At 59.6% G+C, this 15,983-nt stretch carries 16 protein-coding genes; 9 read left to right on the top strand and 7 right to left on the bottom strand.

Annotation, left to right across the window (positions count from 1 at the left end; genetic code table 11):
• Positions 1-63: 63 nt before the first annotated feature.
• Positions 64-1,467: an acetate metabolism transcriptional regulator RamB gene (gene ramB, locus CKV99_RS10920; RefSeq protein ID WP_092260570.1), complete on the bottom strand. Its 1,404-nt coding sequence runs from the start codon at positions 1,465-1,467 to the stop codon at positions 64-66.
• Between the two features lie 451 nt (positions 1,468-1,918).
• Here ramB and CKV99_RS10915 point away from each other — a divergent pair, with 451 nt between their 5' ends.
• The 8 genes from CKV99_RS10915 to CKV99_RS14820 all read left to right on the top strand — a co-directional run bounded on the left by CKV99_RS10915 (position 1,919) and on the right by CKV99_RS14820 (position 9,134).
• Entirely contained in the window at positions 1,919-2,677 is a 759-nt protein-coding gene (locus CKV99_RS10915; RefSeq protein WP_092260573.1) for a succinate dehydrogenase cytochrome b subunit, read from the top strand.
• A gap of 12 nt (positions 2,678-2,689) precedes the next feature.
• The gene (locus CKV99_RS10910) at positions 2,690-4,717 is read left to right on the top strand and encodes a fumarate reductase/succinate dehydrogenase flavoprotein subunit (RefSeq protein ID WP_092260575.1); all 2,028 of its coding nucleotides are present in this window, start codon (positions 2,690-2,692) and stop codon (positions 4,715-4,717) included.
• Positions 4,717-5,466, top strand: coding sequence for a succinate dehydrogenase/fumarate reductase iron-sulfur subunit (locus CKV99_RS10905; protein ID WP_092260577.1), 750 nt, complete (start codon positions 4,717-4,719; stop codon positions 5,464-5,466). Before CKV99_RS10910 ends, CKV99_RS10905 begins: the two co-directional genes overlap by 1 nt.
• Positions 5,467-5,562: 96 nt before the next feature.
• Entirely contained in the window at positions 5,563-5,934 is a 372-nt protein-coding gene (locus CKV99_RS10900) for a hypothetical protein (RefSeq protein WP_092260578.1), read from the top strand.
• A gap of 208 nt (positions 5,935-6,142) precedes the next feature.
• Positions 6,143-7,483 carry a DUF445 domain-containing protein gene (locus CKV99_RS10895; protein ID WP_408607537.1) on the top strand — a complete coding sequence of 447 codons (1,341 nt, stop codon included), beginning with the start codon at positions 6,143-6,145 and terminating at the stop codon, positions 7,481-7,483.
• Between the two features lie 150 nt (positions 7,484-7,633).
• Positions 7,634-8,197 carry a CGLAU_01105 family protein gene (locus CKV99_RS10890; protein ID WP_169872632.1) on the top strand — a complete coding sequence of 188 codons (564 nt, stop codon included), beginning with the start codon at positions 7,634-7,636 and terminating at the stop codon, positions 8,195-8,197.
• Positions 8,198-8,509, top strand: coding sequence for a DUF2516 family protein (locus CKV99_RS10885; RefSeq protein ID WP_092260580.1), 312 nt, complete (start codon positions 8,198-8,200; stop codon positions 8,507-8,509). It abuts the gene before it with no gap.
• A gap of 61 nt (positions 8,510-8,570) precedes the next feature.
• Positions 8,571-9,134, top strand: a complete 564-nt coding sequence (locus CKV99_RS14820; protein ID WP_231910019.1) for a hypothetical protein — start codon at positions 8,571-8,573, stop codon at positions 9,132-9,134.
• Here CKV99_RS14820 and CKV99_RS10875 read toward each other — a convergent pair.
• The 3 genes from CKV99_RS10875 to CKV99_RS10865 all read right to left on the bottom strand — a co-directional run bounded on the left by CKV99_RS10875 (position 9,131) and on the right by CKV99_RS10865 (position 11,331).
• Positions 9,131-9,928 (bottom strand): LmeA family phospholipid-binding protein, encoded by a 798-nt coding sequence (locus CKV99_RS10875; RefSeq protein WP_231910018.1) that lies wholly within the window; start codon positions 9,926-9,928, stop codon positions 9,131-9,133. The two genes, CKV99_RS14820 and CKV99_RS10875, sit on opposite strands and share 4 nt — an antisense overlap.
• Before the next feature lie 81 nt (positions 9,929-10,009).
• On the bottom strand, positions 10,010-10,822 hold the full coding sequence (locus CKV99_RS10870) for a class I SAM-dependent methyltransferase (protein WP_092260582.1): 813 nt from the start codon (positions 10,820-10,822) through the stop codon (positions 10,010-10,012).
• Positions 10,823-10,839: 17 nt separating this feature from the next.
• On the bottom strand, positions 10,840-11,331 hold the full coding sequence (locus tag CKV99_RS10865; RefSeq protein WP_092260584.1) for a DUF2505 domain-containing protein: 492 nt from the start codon (positions 11,329-11,331) through the stop codon (positions 10,840-10,842).
• Between the two features lie 105 nt (positions 11,332-11,436).
• On the opposite strand from CKV99_RS10865, the gene CKV99_RS10860 reads away from it, so the two are divergent.
• The gene (locus CKV99_RS10860; protein ID WP_231910238.1) at positions 11,437-12,453 is read left to right on the top strand and encodes a UDP-N-acetylmuramate dehydrogenase; all 1,017 of its coding nucleotides are present in this window, start codon (positions 11,437-11,439) and stop codon (positions 12,451-12,453) included.
• A 130-nt stretch (positions 12,454-12,583) separates the two neighbouring features.
• Here CKV99_RS10860 and CKV99_RS10855 read toward each other — a convergent pair whose 3' ends face one another.
• The 3 genes from CKV99_RS10855 to CKV99_RS10845 all read right to left on the bottom strand — a co-directional run bounded on the left by CKV99_RS10855 (position 12,584) and on the right by CKV99_RS10845 (position 15,900).
• On the bottom strand, positions 12,584-13,420 hold the full coding sequence (locus CKV99_RS10855; protein ID WP_092260588.1) for a carbohydrate ABC transporter permease: 837 nt from the start codon (positions 13,418-13,420) through the stop codon (positions 12,584-12,586).
• The gene (locus CKV99_RS10850) at positions 13,417-14,487 is read right to left on the bottom strand and encodes a carbohydrate ABC transporter permease (protein WP_231910017.1); all 1,071 of its coding nucleotides are present in this window, start codon (positions 14,485-14,487) and stop codon (positions 13,417-13,419) included. The genes CKV99_RS10855 and CKV99_RS10850 overlap by 4 nt, the downstream gene beginning before the upstream one ends.
• A gap of 120 nt (positions 14,488-14,607) precedes the next feature.
• Positions 14,608-15,900, bottom strand: a complete 1,293-nt coding sequence (locus CKV99_RS10845; RefSeq protein WP_092260607.1) for an ABC transporter substrate-binding protein — start codon at positions 15,898-15,900, stop codon at positions 14,608-14,610.
• Between the last annotated feature and the right edge of the window lie 83 nt (positions 15,901-15,983).

The raw sequence follows: 15,983 nt of genomic DNA, 5'->3' as shown, positions 1-15,983 counted from the left end.
TTCGTGCCTTTTTATGGTCGTTCACACGAGCGCGCTTCGCAAGCTCAGCGCGGCTAGCTACGATTAGTAGGGGGCGATGTGGGTGGAGTGCGGGTCAATAGTTAATGGCATGTGGACTGCGGGGAAGGCGCGCTGGGCACAGCTTTGTCGTGGGCAGACGCGGCACCCCGCACCGATCGGGTCGGCCTGGTCGGCGTGGTTCAGTGGGAGGCCCTGGGCGTAGATGGTGCGTTCGGCGTGCCGGGTTTCACAGCCTAGGCCGATGGCGAAGAGTTTCTCGGTGTCCTGGAATGTGCGGCGGTGGTGGCGCACTGTTCGCGCGACCCACAGGTAGGTGCGTCCGTCGGGCATTTGGGCGTGTTGGCGCACGATTTCGCCGGGGGTGTTGAAGCTGGCGTAGAGGCCCCACAGGGGGCAGGTGCCGCCGGAGGTGGAGAAGTGGAATCCGGTGGCGGATTGGCGTTTGGACATGTTGCCGGCACGGTCGACGCGCACGAAGGTGAACGGCACGCCGCGCAGGTTCGTCCGTTGCAGGGTAGATAGGCGGCTTGCAGCGGTTTCGTAGCCCACACCGAATATATTTGCGAGGTATTCCACGTCGTAGCCAGCGTGCTCGGCTTCGGTGTGAATCTGCGTGTACGGCAGGATGACACCGGCGGCGTAGTAGCTGGCCAGTCCGCGCCTAGCCAGGTTGATGGAGGCTTCGGAGGTGAATGGTTCGTTGCCGATGGCGTCGTCGATAAGCGTGCCTGCTTCAAGGTGTGCGAGTTCGGTGGCCATGCGGAAGGCGCGTTGGCCGGTGGAGAGCAGGGTGGACAGTTCGATCAGGCCGCGGTCAGCATGGAAAGAGTGGAGGGTGCCGTCGGTGCTTAACGACGATTCCACCTCAATATTGTGCTTGTTGCGAAGGCGTGCCCGGATGGCTTCTTCGGTGTCGCGGATGGAAAACTGTGTCACGTTCAGGTCGGTGGCGAGGCCTTCGGCGGCGTTGTCGATGGCGTCGAAGTAGTTCTGGTTGGCGTAGAAAAAGTCGCGCACCTCGTCGTGGGGCATCGAGATGGCCTGGCCGGTTGTGATGCGGGTGTCGGTGGCCATGGTGAGTTTGTCGCGGACGTTGCGGTAGCGGCGGTGCATGTCCACCATGGCGCGTGCGATGGTGGGGTGGTTGTAGACGAGCTCGGAGAGTTCTTGAAGCTCGACATCGTGGGCGGCGATTTCTTGGTCGGCGACTACGTCTTTGAGTTCGGCAAGGAGGCGGGAGTCGTCGTCACGCGAAAAGAAGGTGGCGTCGACGCCGAAAGCTTCGGTGATGCGCAGCAGGACGGGGACGGTGAGGGGGCGGACGTCGTGTTCGATCTGGTTGACGTAGCTGGCGGAGAGGTCGAGGGCTGTGGCGAGGGCGGCTTGGCTTAAGTTGCGCTCGCGGCGGAGTTGGCGCAGGCGGGAGCCAACGTACGTCTTACTCATGGTGTGTATTCAACCAAAAAGTGTGAAGAATTGTGTGGGTTGGGTTGTGAAGTTCGTTAACTGTGCAGCACAGCCAAGGCGTTCGGCGGAGAAAGTGCACTAGTTTAAACGAAAGATTGACACCTTAAGGGGTGACTTGGGTGAAGGTGCTTATTTCAAAGCCCCGCTGGTGGTGAAAATCACAGTACGGGCGTTTTGCTTGAGCGGGGCGGAAGAAGCGCATGAAAAGTTGGGGGTACCTCGGAGTGAAATAACGCAGGGTGTGCCATGACCTGCACGCATTCTTCGCAGCGCTGCAATCAAAAGGTTGCGAAGGGAAGGGCGTCGTTAAGCGCGTGCCGACGAACCCACCGATCCTGTGGGATAACTGAAAAAATGGTGGGGAGGCTGGGGTGAGAAGTGGGAAGTCCGGGCCTGAACCCCGTAGAGTTATATCGACACTGGAGGTGCCATGACTGTACAAAACGCAGACCGTGATGCAATTCGTCACGGCAAAATTACTGAAAAGCCGCTGCGCGAGCGGCCAGGATTCCCAACCTGGGCAATCAAGCTGATAATGGCCATCACCGGCCTGATTTTCGCGCTGTTCGTTCTCGGCCACATGGTCGGTAACCTGAAGCTGTTCCTACCCGCACATGACGGTGTGCCAGCGCTGGATGCCTACGGTGAGTTCCTGCGCACCATGGGTGAGCCCCTGCTCCCACGTGAAGGCATGCTGTGGATCATCCGCATCGTCCTGCTCGTAGCAATTGTGCTGCACGTATATGGAGCTTTCGCCCTGCACGGCCGCTCCAAGCGCTCCCGTGGCAAGTTTAAGCGCACCGACCTTATGGGCGGACTACAGTCGCAGGCCGCGCGTTATATGCTTGCCACCGGCGTAATCCTGCTGCTGTTCATCATCTTCCATATCCTGGACCTCACCATGGGTGTCGCAGTTGCGTCTGACGAGTTCGTCCACGGCGCTGTGCACAACAACATGCTGGCCACCTTCGCCCCCGAGCGCTGGTGGGTCACCCTGATTTACGTCATCGCTAACCTGGCGTTATTCCTTCACCTGACCCACGGCATCTACCTGGCCGTCAGCGATTTGGGCTGGTTGGGCGAGCGCGGCCACGCGATCATGGTGATCCTGGCGTACTGGCTGCCTGCGATCGTCGTCATCGCCAACATCATCATGCCGTTGTCCATCACATTCGGTTTGGTCTCGTAGGAGGAAGCCCCAATGACTACCGCACACAACACTGAGCGCAACGAAAGCGCTGAGCGTGATACCTTCACGCAGCCGGCATCCGTCTTCGAGGATGTCACCCCGGGCAAAATCCTTGAGAGCAACGAACCTAAGGGCGTGCCCACCAAAGACATGTGGGAATACCAGAAAGACCACATGGAGCTGGTTTCCCCACTGAACCGCCGGAAGTTCGACGTCATCGTCGTCGGCACAGGCCTCTCCGGTGGCGCAGCAGCAGCCGCGCTCGGCGAACTCGGCTACAAAGTGAAGGCCTTCACCTACCACGACGCGCCACGTCGTGCGCACTCTATCGCCGCACAGGGTGGCGTGAACTCCGCCCGCGGCAAGAAGGTGGATAATGACGGTGCGTACCGCCACGTCAAGGACACCGTCAAAGGTGGCGACTACCGTGGTCGCGAGTCTGACTGCTGGCGCCTCGCCATCGAGTCGGCCCGCGTCATCGACCACATGAACGCCATCGGCGCACCATTCGCGCGCGAATACGGCGGCACCCTGGCAACCCGCTCCTTCGGCGGTGTTCAGGTGTCTCGTACTTACTACACCCGTGGACAAACGGGCCAGCAGCTGCAGCTGTCTACTGCGTCCGCGCTGCAGCGCCAAATCCACCTGGGCAACGTGGAAATTTTTACCCACAATGACCTGGTAGACCTGATCGTCACCGGCGAAGGTGACCAGAAACGCTGCCAGGGAATCGTGACCCGTAACCTGATCGATGGCTCCATCACAGCCCACACCGGCCACGCAGTGATCCTGGCAACCGGCGGTTACGGCAACGTGTTCCACATGTCCACCCTGGCGATTAACTCCAACGCCTCGGCCATCATGCGGGCATACGAGCACGGCGCGTACTTCGCATCTCCGTCCTTCATCCAGTTCCACCCGACCGGCCTACCGGTCAACGCGACTTGGCAGTCGAAGACAATCCTGATGTCCGAATCGTTGCGTAACGACGGCCGGATCTGGACTCCGAAGGAAAAAGGCGACGACCGCGACCCGAACACCATCCCAGAAGAGGAGCGCGACTACTTCTTGGAGCGCCGCTACCCGGCGTTCGGCAACCTGGTCCCACGAGATGTGGCATCGCGTGCGATCTCCCAGCAGATCAACGCAGGCTACGCGGTTGGCCCGCTGAAGAACTCCGCATACCTGGACTTCCGCGACGCCATCGAACGCCTCGGTGAGGACACCGTGCGTGAACGCTACTCGAACCTGTTCACCATGTACGAGGACGCGATCGGCGAAAACCCATACACCACCCCGATGCGCATCGCTCCAACCTGCCACTTCACCATGGGTGGCCTGTGGACCGACTTCAACGAGATGACTTCCATCGACGGCCTGTTCGCAGCTGGCGAGTGCTCCTGGACCTACCACGGTGCGAACCGTCTGGGCGCAAACTCCCTGCTTTCCGCATCTGTTGACGGCTGGTTCACCCTGCCGTTCACTGTTCCGAATTACCTGGCAGGCCACCTGAACGAGCCGGTGCTGGCGGAGGATTCGCCGGAGGCACAGGAAGCTGTCGAGCGTTCACGTGCACGCCTGGACAAGCTAATGAATATCCAGGGCCCAGACCCGCACGGCCCGGACTACTACCACTCCAAGCTGGGTGAACTGCTGTACAGGTACTGTGGTGTTTCCCGCAACGTTGAGGGCCTGCGCCAGGGTATTAAGGAGATCCGTGCACTGCGTGAAGACTTCTGGACAAACGTGCGCGTACCTGGTGGCACCGACTATATGAACCAGACTGTGCAGGATGTGCAGCGCGTCGCTGACTACATCAACCTGGGTGAGCTGATGTGCGTGGATGCCCTCGACCGCGATGAGTCCTGTGGTGCACACTACCGCGACGACCACCTCTCCGAAGACGGCGAGGCAGAGCGTGACGACGAGAACTGGTGCTTCGTCTCTGCGTGGGAGCTATCGGCTGACGGTAAGTTCGTCCGCCACGCAGAACCGCTGTACTTTGAATCGATCCCGCTGATGACAAGGAACTACAAGTAATGAAACTGACACTTGAGATCTGGCGTCAAGCCGGACCCGAAGCAGAAGGCGCATACGAGACCGTCCAGGTGGACGACGCTGTTGAGCAGATGTCCATCCTGGAGCTGCTCGACCACGTCAATAACCGTTTCGTCGAGGAAGGCCGCGAGCCGTTCGCCTTCGCCTCTGACTGCCGCGAGGGCATTTGCGGTACCTGTGGCCTGACCGTCAATGGCCGGCCACACGGTTCCGGCCAAAACACCCCTGCCTGCCAGCAGCGCCTGATGCAGTACTCAGATGGCGACACCCTAAAGATTGAGCCATTCCGCTCGGGCGCGTTCCCAGTGATCCGCGACTTGACTGTGGACCGCTCCGCGCTCGACCGCGTCATGCAGCAGGGCGGTTACGTCTCCATCCACGCCGGTACCGCACCTGATGCGGACACCCTGCACATGAACCACTACGACGCTGAGAAGTCTCTGGACTTCGCAGCGTGCATTGGCTGTGGTGCATGTGTGGCAGCCTGCCCGAACGGTGCAGCTCACCTGTTCACTGGTGCCAAGCTGAACCACCTGAAGCTCACCCCTCTGGGCAAGCAGGAGCGCGGCAAGCGCGCACGCCAGATGATCGACGAGCTGGAGACCAACTTCGGCCACTGCACCCTGTACGGCGAGTGTGCCGACGTGTGCCCGGCTGGCATCCCTCTGGAAGCAGTCGGTGCGATCAACAAGGAACGTGCCCGCGCAGCATTCCGCGGCAAGGACGACTAGAATTAACCGCAGTTACATGGGTGGCCCCACTGGCTATGCCTTCACGGCATGTGCCGGGGCAGCGGGCCACGATGATCACGAAAGAGAGACAAGGCTATGAGCGCTCAGAACTCAGTGTCCGACATTAAGGCTGAGTCCTTCCCGGAGTACTCCGGCGGCAGGCTGCACGACAGCTATATCGATGGCTACGACCCAGTGTCGTTGGTTGCCCCCCACTCCTCCCTCATCCGCACCTCCACGTGGTTGGGCGCGGGCTTGCTGATGGCCGGCATCGCTGCGACGGGCATCCTCATTTACGGTGTGGCCACCAGTATTTGGGGTGTTGGCTCTGCTGACGACTACAGCCAGCCTCTCATTATCATCGGCGCGATCGTAGCTGCGGTGTTCTACATCGGTGGCTTCGGCCTGATCTGGTACGGGCGCCGTTACTACCGCCAGTACCGCGAAGAGACTGGCCGCAAGAACTAACACGCTTATCGACGAATCCCTCGGCAGCTCAAGAGTTGCCGGGGGATTCTGTTATGCCAGGGGCGTCTAGGATGGCTGCTATGCGCGGAAATAAAATCATCATCGTTGTGACGGGTCTGATCACTGTGCTGACGGCGTGGGTCCTGTTCGACTACGCCCTCACATTTTTCTAACGCCTACGGATCTAAACGAAAGAATGACTTCTAAAATGGGTAAACATTCTCAGATTTCCGAGCCCGGTGAAACACCAGCCAAGGCGGACACTTTACCAGCAGCGATGCCGGGAATGAGCGCGGAGGCCGAGGCTGCTCGTCGTCAAGCGCTGCGCAAACACCAGGCGTTTGCCACGGGCCTGCTGATCCTCGCAGCGATTATCTTTTTGGCGTGTTCCTGGTGGCAATCCACCGGCGCGGCGCCCGGTTGGATCGGGTACGTACGCGCGGCTGCGGAAGCAGGCATGGTGGGAGGCATTGCGGACTGGTTCGCTGTTACAGCACTATTCCGTCACCCGTTGCGCATCCCGATCCCACACACGGCTTTGATCCCGAACAAGAAGGATCAGCTAGGTGATGCGCTATCAGGCTTTGTTGGCGAGAACTTCCTGAACGCGCAGCTGATCACAGAGAAGGTCAACCAAGCCAATATCCCAGAAAAGATTGGTGCCTGGCTGTCGCAGCCGGACAATGCGGAGAAAGTTTCCCGCGAGGCGGGGCGCCTGACCATCAACGCGCTGCGCGCCCTGGATCCGCGCGACGCCGAGGACCTGATCAACTCCCAAGTGATTTCACGGTTGGCCGAACCGACATGGGGCCCGCTGGCCGGCCGTGCCCTCGAGGGGTTGATCGCAGACGGCAAAACTGAGCCGCTGATTGACACCACCATCACTTGGGCACGCCGCAAACTCGACGGCATGGAAGACGCTGTGGTCACGCTTGTCGACGAGCGCATGCCGGCCTGGGCGCCTGAGTTCACCCGCAAAATCGCTGGCACCACTGTGTACAAACAGTTGGTGAAGTTCATGGCGGACGTCGATACGCAACCTAACCACAAGGCACGCCAAGCGCTACGCACCCAGCTGAATCAACTGGCGCAGGACTTGCAGTTTGATGCTGAGATGATCACCAAGGTGGAGCAGTTGAAGGCTGACGTGATGGGTTCTGACGCGGTGCAAAGCGCGGCAGGGGAGCTGTGGGCCAGCATGTCCGCCTCGTTAATCGACGCCGCCGGCGATGAAAGCTCTACCCTGCGTCGCCGCGTCGCCGAACTATGTGTGCATTGGGGCACGCGCCTGTCGACGGATACCGAGCTGCGCACCGCCTTAGACGACCGCATTGAGTCTGCCGCGAGTTTCTTGGCTAATAATTATGCAGGCGACGTTACTGACATTATTTCTGAGACTATTCAGCGCTGGGATGCTCACGAGGCCAGCGAAAAGATCGAACTTCTGGTGGGGAAAGATCTGCAGTACATCCGCGTTAATGGCACCGTCGTCGGTGCGCTGGCTGGATTAGTTATTTACACTGTTAATCAGCTGCTCTTCGGGGTTTAAACCTTGGGCGGAGAGCCCGGGGAGGAGAGCCTGGGGCGGAGAGCCCCGCAGAGCTAGAAGATAGACAGACCTCAACAGACCTCAACAGACCTCAACAGACCTCAACAGACCTCAACGGTCCTCCACGGGCCTACTAGAAAAGGACACTGCATGACTGAGTCGAATGACAATCACTCTTATGAAGCCAACACTTCTGCGAACAATGAGTCCCCGCGCGAGGAGGATGACAGCGTGTTGGATCAGGTAAAGGATGCAGTAAGTCGCGCTCGCGAATCGTTTGGACAGGCTTCGGCTACGTTTGCTGGTGATGCGGAAAACATTGTCCGCGATCTGGCCGGTTCGGTGTCTCGCGCTGCGCAGGGCGCGAAGGATTCCAATCGTGTCGACGAGCTGATAACCCAGGTGCGATCCGCTTTTGACCAGGCTGTGGACCAGGTTCGCGAGCGTGCTAATTCTACCGGTGATGACTCCACGAAGGCGGAGAGCGAAGGCATTATTGCCGATATGCGCACTCGCCTTGAGGGGCTAATCGGGCGCGTGTCCGATGGGTTCAGCGATGGTCACAGTGCTGCAGGTGCTGCAGGTGCTGCTTCGCGGGACGCTGATGGTGTTGCGGACGAGGCAGCGGATATCATTGACGGCGAAGTCGTTGACACACATGACACACCCGACACAGATGGCCCAGCCAACAGCCCGAAGGAAGATAGTCACTAAATGTTTGAGCCCGTCAGTACAATCACTTTGATCAGCAGACTGCCACGTCTTGTGGAGATGCTGCTTTTCGCGATCGTCGGCATTTCCGCCGTGGTCGGCGCATTCATGGTGGCTAATACTCGCCCTGATGCGTTTGATGCTGCCAACCGCCAGTCGAAAACCATGTGGATCCTGATTCTCGCAGGCAGCGCCTTTTCTTGTCTGTTGAGTTTGCCTCTTTTGGCGTGGATCGGTGCGATTGCCACGGGCGTGTACTACTTCGACGTGCGCCCGCACATCCAGCGGATTCTGCGCGGGGATTTCGGCTATTAGCACTGCATCTGACCGTGAGTGGCTCGCCACCCGAGTTGGCACCTTCGGTGCCGGACGTTCGGTGGCGGGCCTTTCCGTGTTCCCGGCTGGGCTGGTCGTGGAGTCGTTGGATGTGGCTTCCGCGGTGTCGCTTTACGACGAGCACTTGACCGGTGTGGCCCCCAATTCGGCTGCTGTAATCGCCCTGGTGGGCTGGCCTACGGGCAGGCACCACAGCTTGGTGAAGGCCGCTGAGGCGCGCCTTGCCGGTGAAATGGGGGCTTCTGAGGTGTGGTTGGCGCTTCCGCGTGAGCCTGCCCCGCCGTTGTTAGAGTCCGCGGGCACGGCTGCAGATACTGTGGCTGGCCGTGATTCGGCGGTGCTGGCCGATATGATCGCGGTGGCTCAGGCCGTGCCCGAGGGGGTGCGCTTCGGTGTTCTTGCCACGAATAGTCGTGAGGCAGCGCTTGCAGACAAGGCGGGCGCCGCAATAGTGGCTGTTGATGCAGCAGGTGGGGTGGTGCCCGCAGTGTCGGCAGAGGTTGCGGTGTTTGGTGAGGTCGCGTCCATCGATGACACCATTGAGTGGTTATCGCGGGGTGCTGGACGGGTCTTCGCCACTAGTCCGGAGCGTGCAGTGCGCTAGGAACTGCTTGAAACCTGGCCTGCAAGCTCATTAAAGTTCACGTTCTCGCCGGTGGCTGTGATACGGAAACCATCGGGAATCACAGTGAATTCCTGGATACTAAGTTCCGAGGTTACTTCTTGCTGGAATGCCTCGGCGAGCATGCCAGTGACCATTTCGGTTACACGAGAAGGCAGTTCAAACGAGAACAGTGACACCGAAGCCGCTTCGAACGTGAGCTGATCATCAACCATGACCGGCTGTAACTCCAGCGACAAAACACCGTCAGTAAAAACCACGTCAAACGTGTTTTCGGCGGGGTTGGAGGTCACGTCAGTAATCGAGATAAGTTCGGTCAAGATCCCCGTGACTTCACTGTCGGCCTCGCCAGAGTCCAGGGCCTTGTTCAATTCCCTGTGCAGGATTTCCTCAACGTAGTCGTCGGGAAGCTCCGTTGTGATCAGCAGCCGGCCAGCCACCGGGTCATGAGACATCGACAGGTCTTCTATCTCGATCTGGGCCGCCGGAGAACCTGTAATTGGCTCCTGGTCCAGTTGCAGGGTTGATGGGGTGGTCATCTCTATCGACGGAATATTGCCCATCAGCGGGCTAACCACCAGCGGGTAGGGGCCGAAAGACACCGTCGGTTCCTCCTGGACCACTGCAGTGTCTGGCGCTGCTTCTTCGAATTGGGAGCGCAACTGGCTAGAGATGAACCAGCGGAGCCCAATCTCTACGACAAGGACGAGGATCAGGATGCCCACCAAAACTGCAAGAATTACTTTCCAGACGGTGGAAGTCGACGATTTACTCATTGGTTCATTGTCTCCCAAAGGCACATCATGCGCCAATAGTAATGGTTATTCAAAGGGGGTAGCTGAGGGTAGGCACCACAGTCACGGGGCTACGAATGCCCAATCAACAGACAAAATATTATCGCGAATCGCACGCCTCTGGGGAAGAAGCGGGATTCCTTCAGCGGTGAGTAGCTTCCGCGCCTGCCTCCAACGAACGCGTGGCCCATACGATTCCCAGCCTGCAGCACGGTCCCACGCCTTATCGGCAGCCTGCAACAGATCGAAAATCTTCTCGCCGGGCCGATTCAAATGGATGAGCTTTTTGGGCAGGCGCTCGGCCACATCACTGGGGCGGTCCACAGCGAACGGAGCCCACGCCAATGTCAATGAGCGAGGACCAGCAGCGTTAAGAAGTATCCAGGCGGCGCGTCGCCCAATCTCATCGCACGTGCCCTCCAAAAATAAACCACCAGGTGCCAGGCGAGAGCACACTTCGGCCCACACCATATCGACTTGGTCCACGTCGTACTGGCGTAGCACGTTAAAAGCGCGCACGTAGTGGGGCCGGTAGCCGGCCAGCTCGAAGCCGCCAAGCTCAAAACGCACCCCGTCACGCGGTGGAAGTACGCGTTCCGGGTCGATCTCAAGTCCCACCACCTCTACTGTGGGGTTGAGCTTTCTTAACCAGCGTGCCCACTCGACAGTCGTCGTAAAGCTCGCTCCGTAGCCCACGTCCACCGCAAGCGGGGCTGGCGTGCCACGCAGAAGAGCGGAAATCTGGGGGTGGTAGAACGACCACCGGTCGGAACGGCGCAGACGGTTGAACCCAGTTGTGCCCCGGGTAATAACGCCAAAAGGCCGACCATCCCCGGCACCAGTGGGTGCACGCAAATTGTGGGCGTGGTCGGCCATCGGTAGAAAAGAGCAGCTTAGAGGTTTTCGGAGATCCAGGTCTCGGTGAGCTTGCCTTCGTTGGTGAAGATCTCAGCCAGCGCTTCGCCAACTTTTGGCTCGATAGCTGGGCCCATGAACGGAATGTCCACGGTCACCTCATTGTCGTAGGCCAGGGTGGTCACGTCGCCGTCGCCGGTGAGCTTGATGTCACCCTTCATGTCCACAGGAGTGCCCTTGACATCGCCGGTGTAGGACAGGTCTGCGCTTTCGCCGTTGAGCTCGCCGACGGTGACCACGCGCTTGAGTTTCAGTGCCTGGGAGACCATGGCGCGCACTGCCTCAGGCAGGACGTCTAGCGGCAGGACCTCGAAGAGGGTGGCGGAGTTGTTGCTAAAGTCATTCAGCTCGCCCGGTTCAGGTGACAGATTCTCAGCGATGTAGGCCCAGTAGTCAGCGTTGGTGTACGCCTCGTGGACCTTCTGCGCTGGGTGGTTAATAGTTACGGTGTTTTCGCTACGGTTTGCCATAGCAAACAGACTACCGTTAGTAGGGTGTCTGATTCATCTCAAGCCCGCATTGAGGGCCAAGTTCTTGCCTCTGTCCTAGCCACTTTGACCGCAATCGACGGCATTATGCGTGACGACGATTTCACTTTCGCGCAGGCCACCACGTTGCATGTGGGTGGTACTCCGGTGGCTGCGGTGCGTGCGGAAACCAGTGAGGCGTTGGCTGCGGCGGTGCAGCTTCTCGACGAGCACTGCGTTGATCTGTTGGTTGTGGGCGGTGGCTCAAACCTTGTGGTGGCTGATGGGCAGCTGGATCTTGTTGCGGTGGTCGCGGCCAATGATGCTGTGACGATCCACCCGGACGGCGTGGTGAATGCGGAGGCCGGCGTGGTGTGGGATGAGCTGGTGGCGGCCACGGTGGAGGAAAAGCTGGCCGGTATCGAGGTTTTGAGTGGTATTCCTGGTTCGGTGGGTGCGGTGCCGGTGCAGAACGTGGGCGCGTACGGGGCGGAGATTGCTGATGTGTTGCGCCGCGTGAAGCTGTATAACCGTGAAACCTGCGAGGTGGAGTGGGTTGATGCTGCAGCACTGGAGCTGTCTTACCGCTTTTCTAACTTGAAGTTCACTAACCGTGCGGTGGTGTTGGAAGTGGAGTTGCAGCTTGACCCTACTGGTGTTTCGATTCCGCTGCGTCACATGGACAACCGCCAGGTGCCGGTAGCTGAAGCCCGCGAGTCTGTGTTGGAGCAGCGCCGGGGCAAGGGGATGGTGTTGGATCCGGGAGATCACGACACGTGGAGTGCTGGCTCGTTTTTTACGAATCCGATCGTCGAGAAGCGGCTGGCAGACGAGATTGAGGCGAAAGTCGGTGAGGAGAGCATGCCTCGTTTCCCGCAGGATGATGGCCGCGAGAAGTTGTCCGCTGCGTGGCTGATCGAACGCGCCGGTTTCGCTCGCGGTTATCCGGGTGAGGGTGCGCCGGTGCGCTTATCGACGAAGCACACCTTGGCTATCACCAACCGGGGCCAGGCGAAGGCTGCTGATGTTCGGGCGTTGGCCCGCCAGGTGCGTGCCGGGGTGGAGGAGGCGTTTGGGGTGCGCCTGGTGCCGGAGCCGGTGTGGGTCCGAATGGATATTGGGTAGGGCCTTAACTTTTGGGGCCGCTTTACTAGGCTGATCCTTATGCTCCTGATGCTGTTGCCTGATTGCCTGATATTGCACCGTGTTTACTGAGGTGGGAGCGTGGGTTTAGTGCTTTCGTGGCGTTTCTGGTTTATCCTTTCACTCCACCGGCGGTCAGCCCGGAAACGATGCGGCGCTGGAAGGCGAGCACCATCAGGATCAGAGGCACGGTGACTAAGGCGCCTGCTGCCATGGTGGCGGCGTACGGGTATTCGAAGGCACTCGGGCCTGCGAAGCGGGCGATCGCCACGGTGACAGGCTCGGTGGCGGTGGTGGATAGCTGCTGGGCCAGCATGTACTCGTTCCAGGCGGCGATAAACGCCAGGATCGCCGTGGTAAACAGTGCTGGTGCGGCGAGGGGCAGCATGACTAAACGGAACGCTTGGGCGCGGGAGGCGCCGTCGACACGCGCGGCCTCCTCCAACTCCCACGGCAGCTGCCGGAAAAACGAAATGAGCGTGTAGACCGTCAGAGGCAGTGCGAAGGAAATGTTGGGCACGATCATGGCCTGGTAGGTGCCAATCCACCCGATATTGGAAAATAGTTGGAATAGTGGGGTGACCAGCGCGATGCCCGGGAACATGGATGCTGCCAGCACGATACCGGTGATCAGCGTTTTGCCGGGGAAGTTCAGCCGCGCCAGGGCGTAGCCTGCGCCAACGCCGACGATCACGGCGATCAGTGTGGTGGCTACCGAGATGATCAGCGAGTTCAGGATTGCTCGGCCGAAGTTGTTGCCTTTGTCGGTGGCGAGGGCGTCGCGGAAGTTGTCTAGTGTGACGTGGGTGGGCCAGGGGGTGGTGTCGAAGGTGAATGCTGAGTCGCGTAATGCGACCACAAGCATCCAGTAAAACGGTGCCAGCCCCCAGATCAGGATGAAGGCGACTCCGATGTAGTGCAGGATGGTGGCTCTGCGTTTCGCTTTCATACCCGTGTCTCCTTGGTGGTCTGGTTGGGGGTTGCCTGGACGTCGGTTTCGTGTGCGGTTTCGTGTGCGGCTTTGCGTGCGCGTTCGTGTCGCGCTTGTCGACGCCGGGCCTCCCGCTCGTCTTTGCGCTGTTGCCCTTTGCCGGAGACGTCTGCACCGAGGAACCGGATCAGTAGGAACGCGACGGCGAAAACGAACAGGAAAATCAAGGTGGACATGGCGGACGCTGAGTTGAAGTTGCCCTGGCGCATGTCTTGGACTACCAGCTGGCTGACCACGGCGGTCGGCGAGTTGGCGGAGGCGGAGATCATGATCACCGGCAGGTCGTACATGCGTAGCGCATCGAGTGTGCGGAAGAGAACTGCGACCATCAGTGCTGGGCGTACCAGTGGGAAGGTGATCAGCCAGAATTGTTGCCAGCGGCTGGCGTTATCCACGCGTGCGGCTTCGTAGGTCTCTTTCGGGATCATTTGCAGTCCGGCGAGGATGAGCAGTGCCATGAAGGGGGCTGTTTTCCACACGTCGGCGATGACCACGGCAAACCGGGCGGCCCACGGGTCGGTGGTCCACATGATGTTGGTGCCTAAGATCGAGTTGACCACACCTTGTGGGGCGAACATGAACTGCCATAGCTTCGCGGTTACCGCGGTGGGGATGGCCCAGGGGATCAGCACGGCGGCGCGAACAAGGCCACGACCTTTGTAGTTGCCGGCCATGATCAGTGCCATGATCATGCCCAGAATCGTTTCGAGAGTGACGGTGGTAATGGTGAAGAAGACGGTGTTGCGTACTGCTGGCCAAAAATCGGTCGCCAATGTTCCGGGCGGGCATGTGCCAACGTCGCCGGAAGGTGTAATGCACCGTTGAGTCAGCCAGTACAGGTAGTGGTCGAAGCCAGCAAACCCGCCCTCGACGAAAAGCCCGGTGTCGGGGTCGAGGTGCCTGTCTGCCTGGAAGGACAAATAGATCGCGCGCAGGACCGGGTAGCCGATCACAACGGCAAGCACCACTAGGGCAGGCGCCAACAGGAGGGCTGCGCGCTTGGTGCTTTGAGCTTTAGTGAGCATGGTGGACGCTTTCGAAATGATCCGAAAAGAAGGAAGAAACGGGGACAACACCTACCCCGGTACACAAGGGCAGGTGTTGTCGCATAACTTGTCAGCCTCACGGGCGTGCGAGCGAGGCTTTTATCCGGCAGCGTTCTGGATCGCAGCCTTCATGTCCGCGGTTGCGTCGTCGACGCTTTTGCCGTCGGTCAGTGCTGCGTACGCGTTGTCTTGGATTGCTTTGGAGATCTCGGTGTAGAACGGGGAGACTGGGCGAGGTGCCGCATTCTCCAAAGAGACCTTGAGCGCAGGCAGGTAGGGGAACTGCTCAACCAGGGTCTCGTCGTCGTAGACGGAAGCCAGGACAGGTGGGAAGGATGCTTCGGCGAAGCTCATCTGGTTGTCTTCGCTGATGATGAACTCGATGAAGTCACGCGCGGTCGCTTTGTTTTCGGAGTTGATGTTGATGCCGTTGTTGTAGCCACCCAGGGTAGATACGCCCACGCCGTCTTTGCCCACGAGTGGGGAGACCTCGACGTTGCCGGCGACATCGGAGGCTTCACCTTCAGCATTTGTGTACATGTACGGCCAGTTGATGGCGTAGGCGGTGCGACCTTCGACGAATGCGAGATTGGTCTCTTCCTCGGTGGCCGCGGTGGATTCTTCGGTGATCACGCCGTCCGCGTAAGCGTCGACAAGCGCCTGTAGGCCTGCCTTGGATCCCTCAGAATCAACGGTGACTTCTTGGTCGTCTTCGTCGAGGATGGAGCCACCCCAGCCCTCCATGAAGCCGGCGGTGTTCACAGTCAGGCCTTCGTACTGCGATAGCTGGGTGGTCAGGCAACCAACCTCGTCGTTAAGCTCCTGGCACGAATCGATCAGTTCCTGGAAGTTGGCGGGTTCTTCTGGGATGAACTCGGTGTTGCGGAACAGTAGCTGGCCGTTGGTGTTCTGCGGCAGTGCGTAGAGGGTGCCGTTGTAGGTTGCGGATTCCACAGTGGCATCGAGCAGGGCGGAGGTGTCTACTTCAAGTGCGCCCTCGAGTGGTGCAAGGTACTGGTTGGCGGCGAACTCGCCGGTCCAGACAACGTCGAGCGCCATCACGTCGTAGTCGGAGTTGCCGGCCTGCAGCGACTGGATCAGGGTTTCGCGCTGTGCGTCGGCCTCGCCGGGGAGCTCTTTGAGGGTGACTTCCTCGTCGGGGTGCTCGGCGTTCCATGCTTCGATGATGGGGACGAGCTTGTCGGTGTCGTTAGCGCCCATGGCAAACGTGATGGGGCCGCGTGCTTCCTCGGTGCCGTCTTCGACTGCGGAAGCACCACCGTCGGAGGAACCACCGGAGGACTCTTCGCCGGAGCAAGCTACCAGGCTGAGTGCGGCGATCGTGGTGGCTGCGATGGTGCCGGCGGTGCGTCGGTTGAAGCGTATCGACATGTGTTTGGCCTTTCGGTCAAGGAACAAGATTGCTTTTACATTAATGAGGTTGGCAACCACAATGGGTCGAAGTGAATCAAGTC

It is taken from the genome of Corynebacterium cystitidis, assembly GCF_900187295.1.
Classification (GTDB): Bacteria; Actinomycetota; Actinomycetes; order Mycobacteriales; family Mycobacteriaceae; genus Corynebacterium; species Corynebacterium cystitidis.
Note: the sequence above shows the minus strand (reverse complement) of the source record. Positions and strands in the feature narration are given on the sequence as shown.

What these genes read in the sequence shown, in the direction of transcription:
- ramB (WP_092260570.1), bottom strand. Translation starts at nt 1,467, where the DNA reads ATGAGTAAGACGTACGTTGGCTCCCGCCTGCGCCAACTCCGCCGCGAG.
- CKV99_RS10915 (WP_092260573.1), top strand. Translation starts at nt 1,919, where the DNA reads ATGACTGTACAAAACGCAGACCGTGATGCAATTCGTCACGGCAAAATT.
- CKV99_RS10910 (WP_092260575.1), top strand. Translation starts at nt 2,690, where the DNA reads ATGACTACCGCACACAACACTGAGCGCAACGAAAGCGCTGAGCGTGAT.
- CKV99_RS10905 (WP_092260577.1), top strand. Translation starts at nt 4,717, where the DNA reads ATGAAACTGACACTTGAGATCTGGCGTCAAGCCGGACCCGAAGCAGAA.
- CKV99_RS10900 (WP_092260578.1), top strand. Translation starts at nt 5,563, where the DNA reads ATGAGCGCTCAGAACTCAGTGTCCGACATTAAGGCTGAGTCCTTCCCG.
- CKV99_RS10895 (WP_408607537.1), top strand. Translation starts at nt 6,143, where the DNA reads ATGGGTAAACATTCTCAGATTTCCGAGCCCGGTGAAACACCAGCCAAG.
- CKV99_RS10890 (WP_169872632.1), top strand. Translation starts at nt 7,634, where the DNA reads ATGACTGAGTCGAATGACAATCACTCTTATGAAGCCAACACTTCTGCG.
- CKV99_RS10885 (WP_092260580.1), top strand. Translation starts at nt 8,198, where the DNA reads ATGTTTGAGCCCGTCAGTACAATCACTTTGATCAGCAGACTGCCACGT.
- CKV99_RS10875 (WP_231910018.1), bottom strand. Translation starts at nt 9,928, where the DNA reads ATGAGTAAATCGTCGACTTCCACCGTCTGGAAAGTAATTCTTGCAGTT.
- CKV99_RS10870 (WP_092260582.1), bottom strand. Translation starts at nt 10,822, where the DNA reads ATGGCCGACCACGCCCACAATTTGCGTGCACCCACTGGTGCCGGGGAT.
- CKV99_RS10865 (WP_092260584.1), bottom strand. Translation starts at nt 11,331, where the DNA reads ATGGCAAACCGTAGCGAAAACACCGTAACTATTAACCACCCAGCGCAG.
- CKV99_RS10860 (WP_231910238.1), top strand. Translation starts at nt 11,437, where the DNA reads ATGCGTGACGACGATTTCACTTTCGCGCAGGCCACCACGTTGCATGTG.
- CKV99_RS10855 (WP_092260588.1), bottom strand. Translation starts at nt 13,420, where the DNA reads ATGAAAGCGAAACGCAGAGCCACCATCCTGCACTACATCGGAGTCGCC.
- CKV99_RS10850 (WP_231910017.1), bottom strand. Translation starts at nt 14,487, where the DNA reads ATGCTCACTAAAGCTCAAAGCACCAAGCGCGCAGCCCTCCTGTTGGCG.
- CKV99_RS10845 (WP_092260607.1), bottom strand. Translation starts at nt 15,900, where the DNA reads ATGTCGATACGCTTCAACCGACGCACCGCCGGCACCATCGCAGCCACC.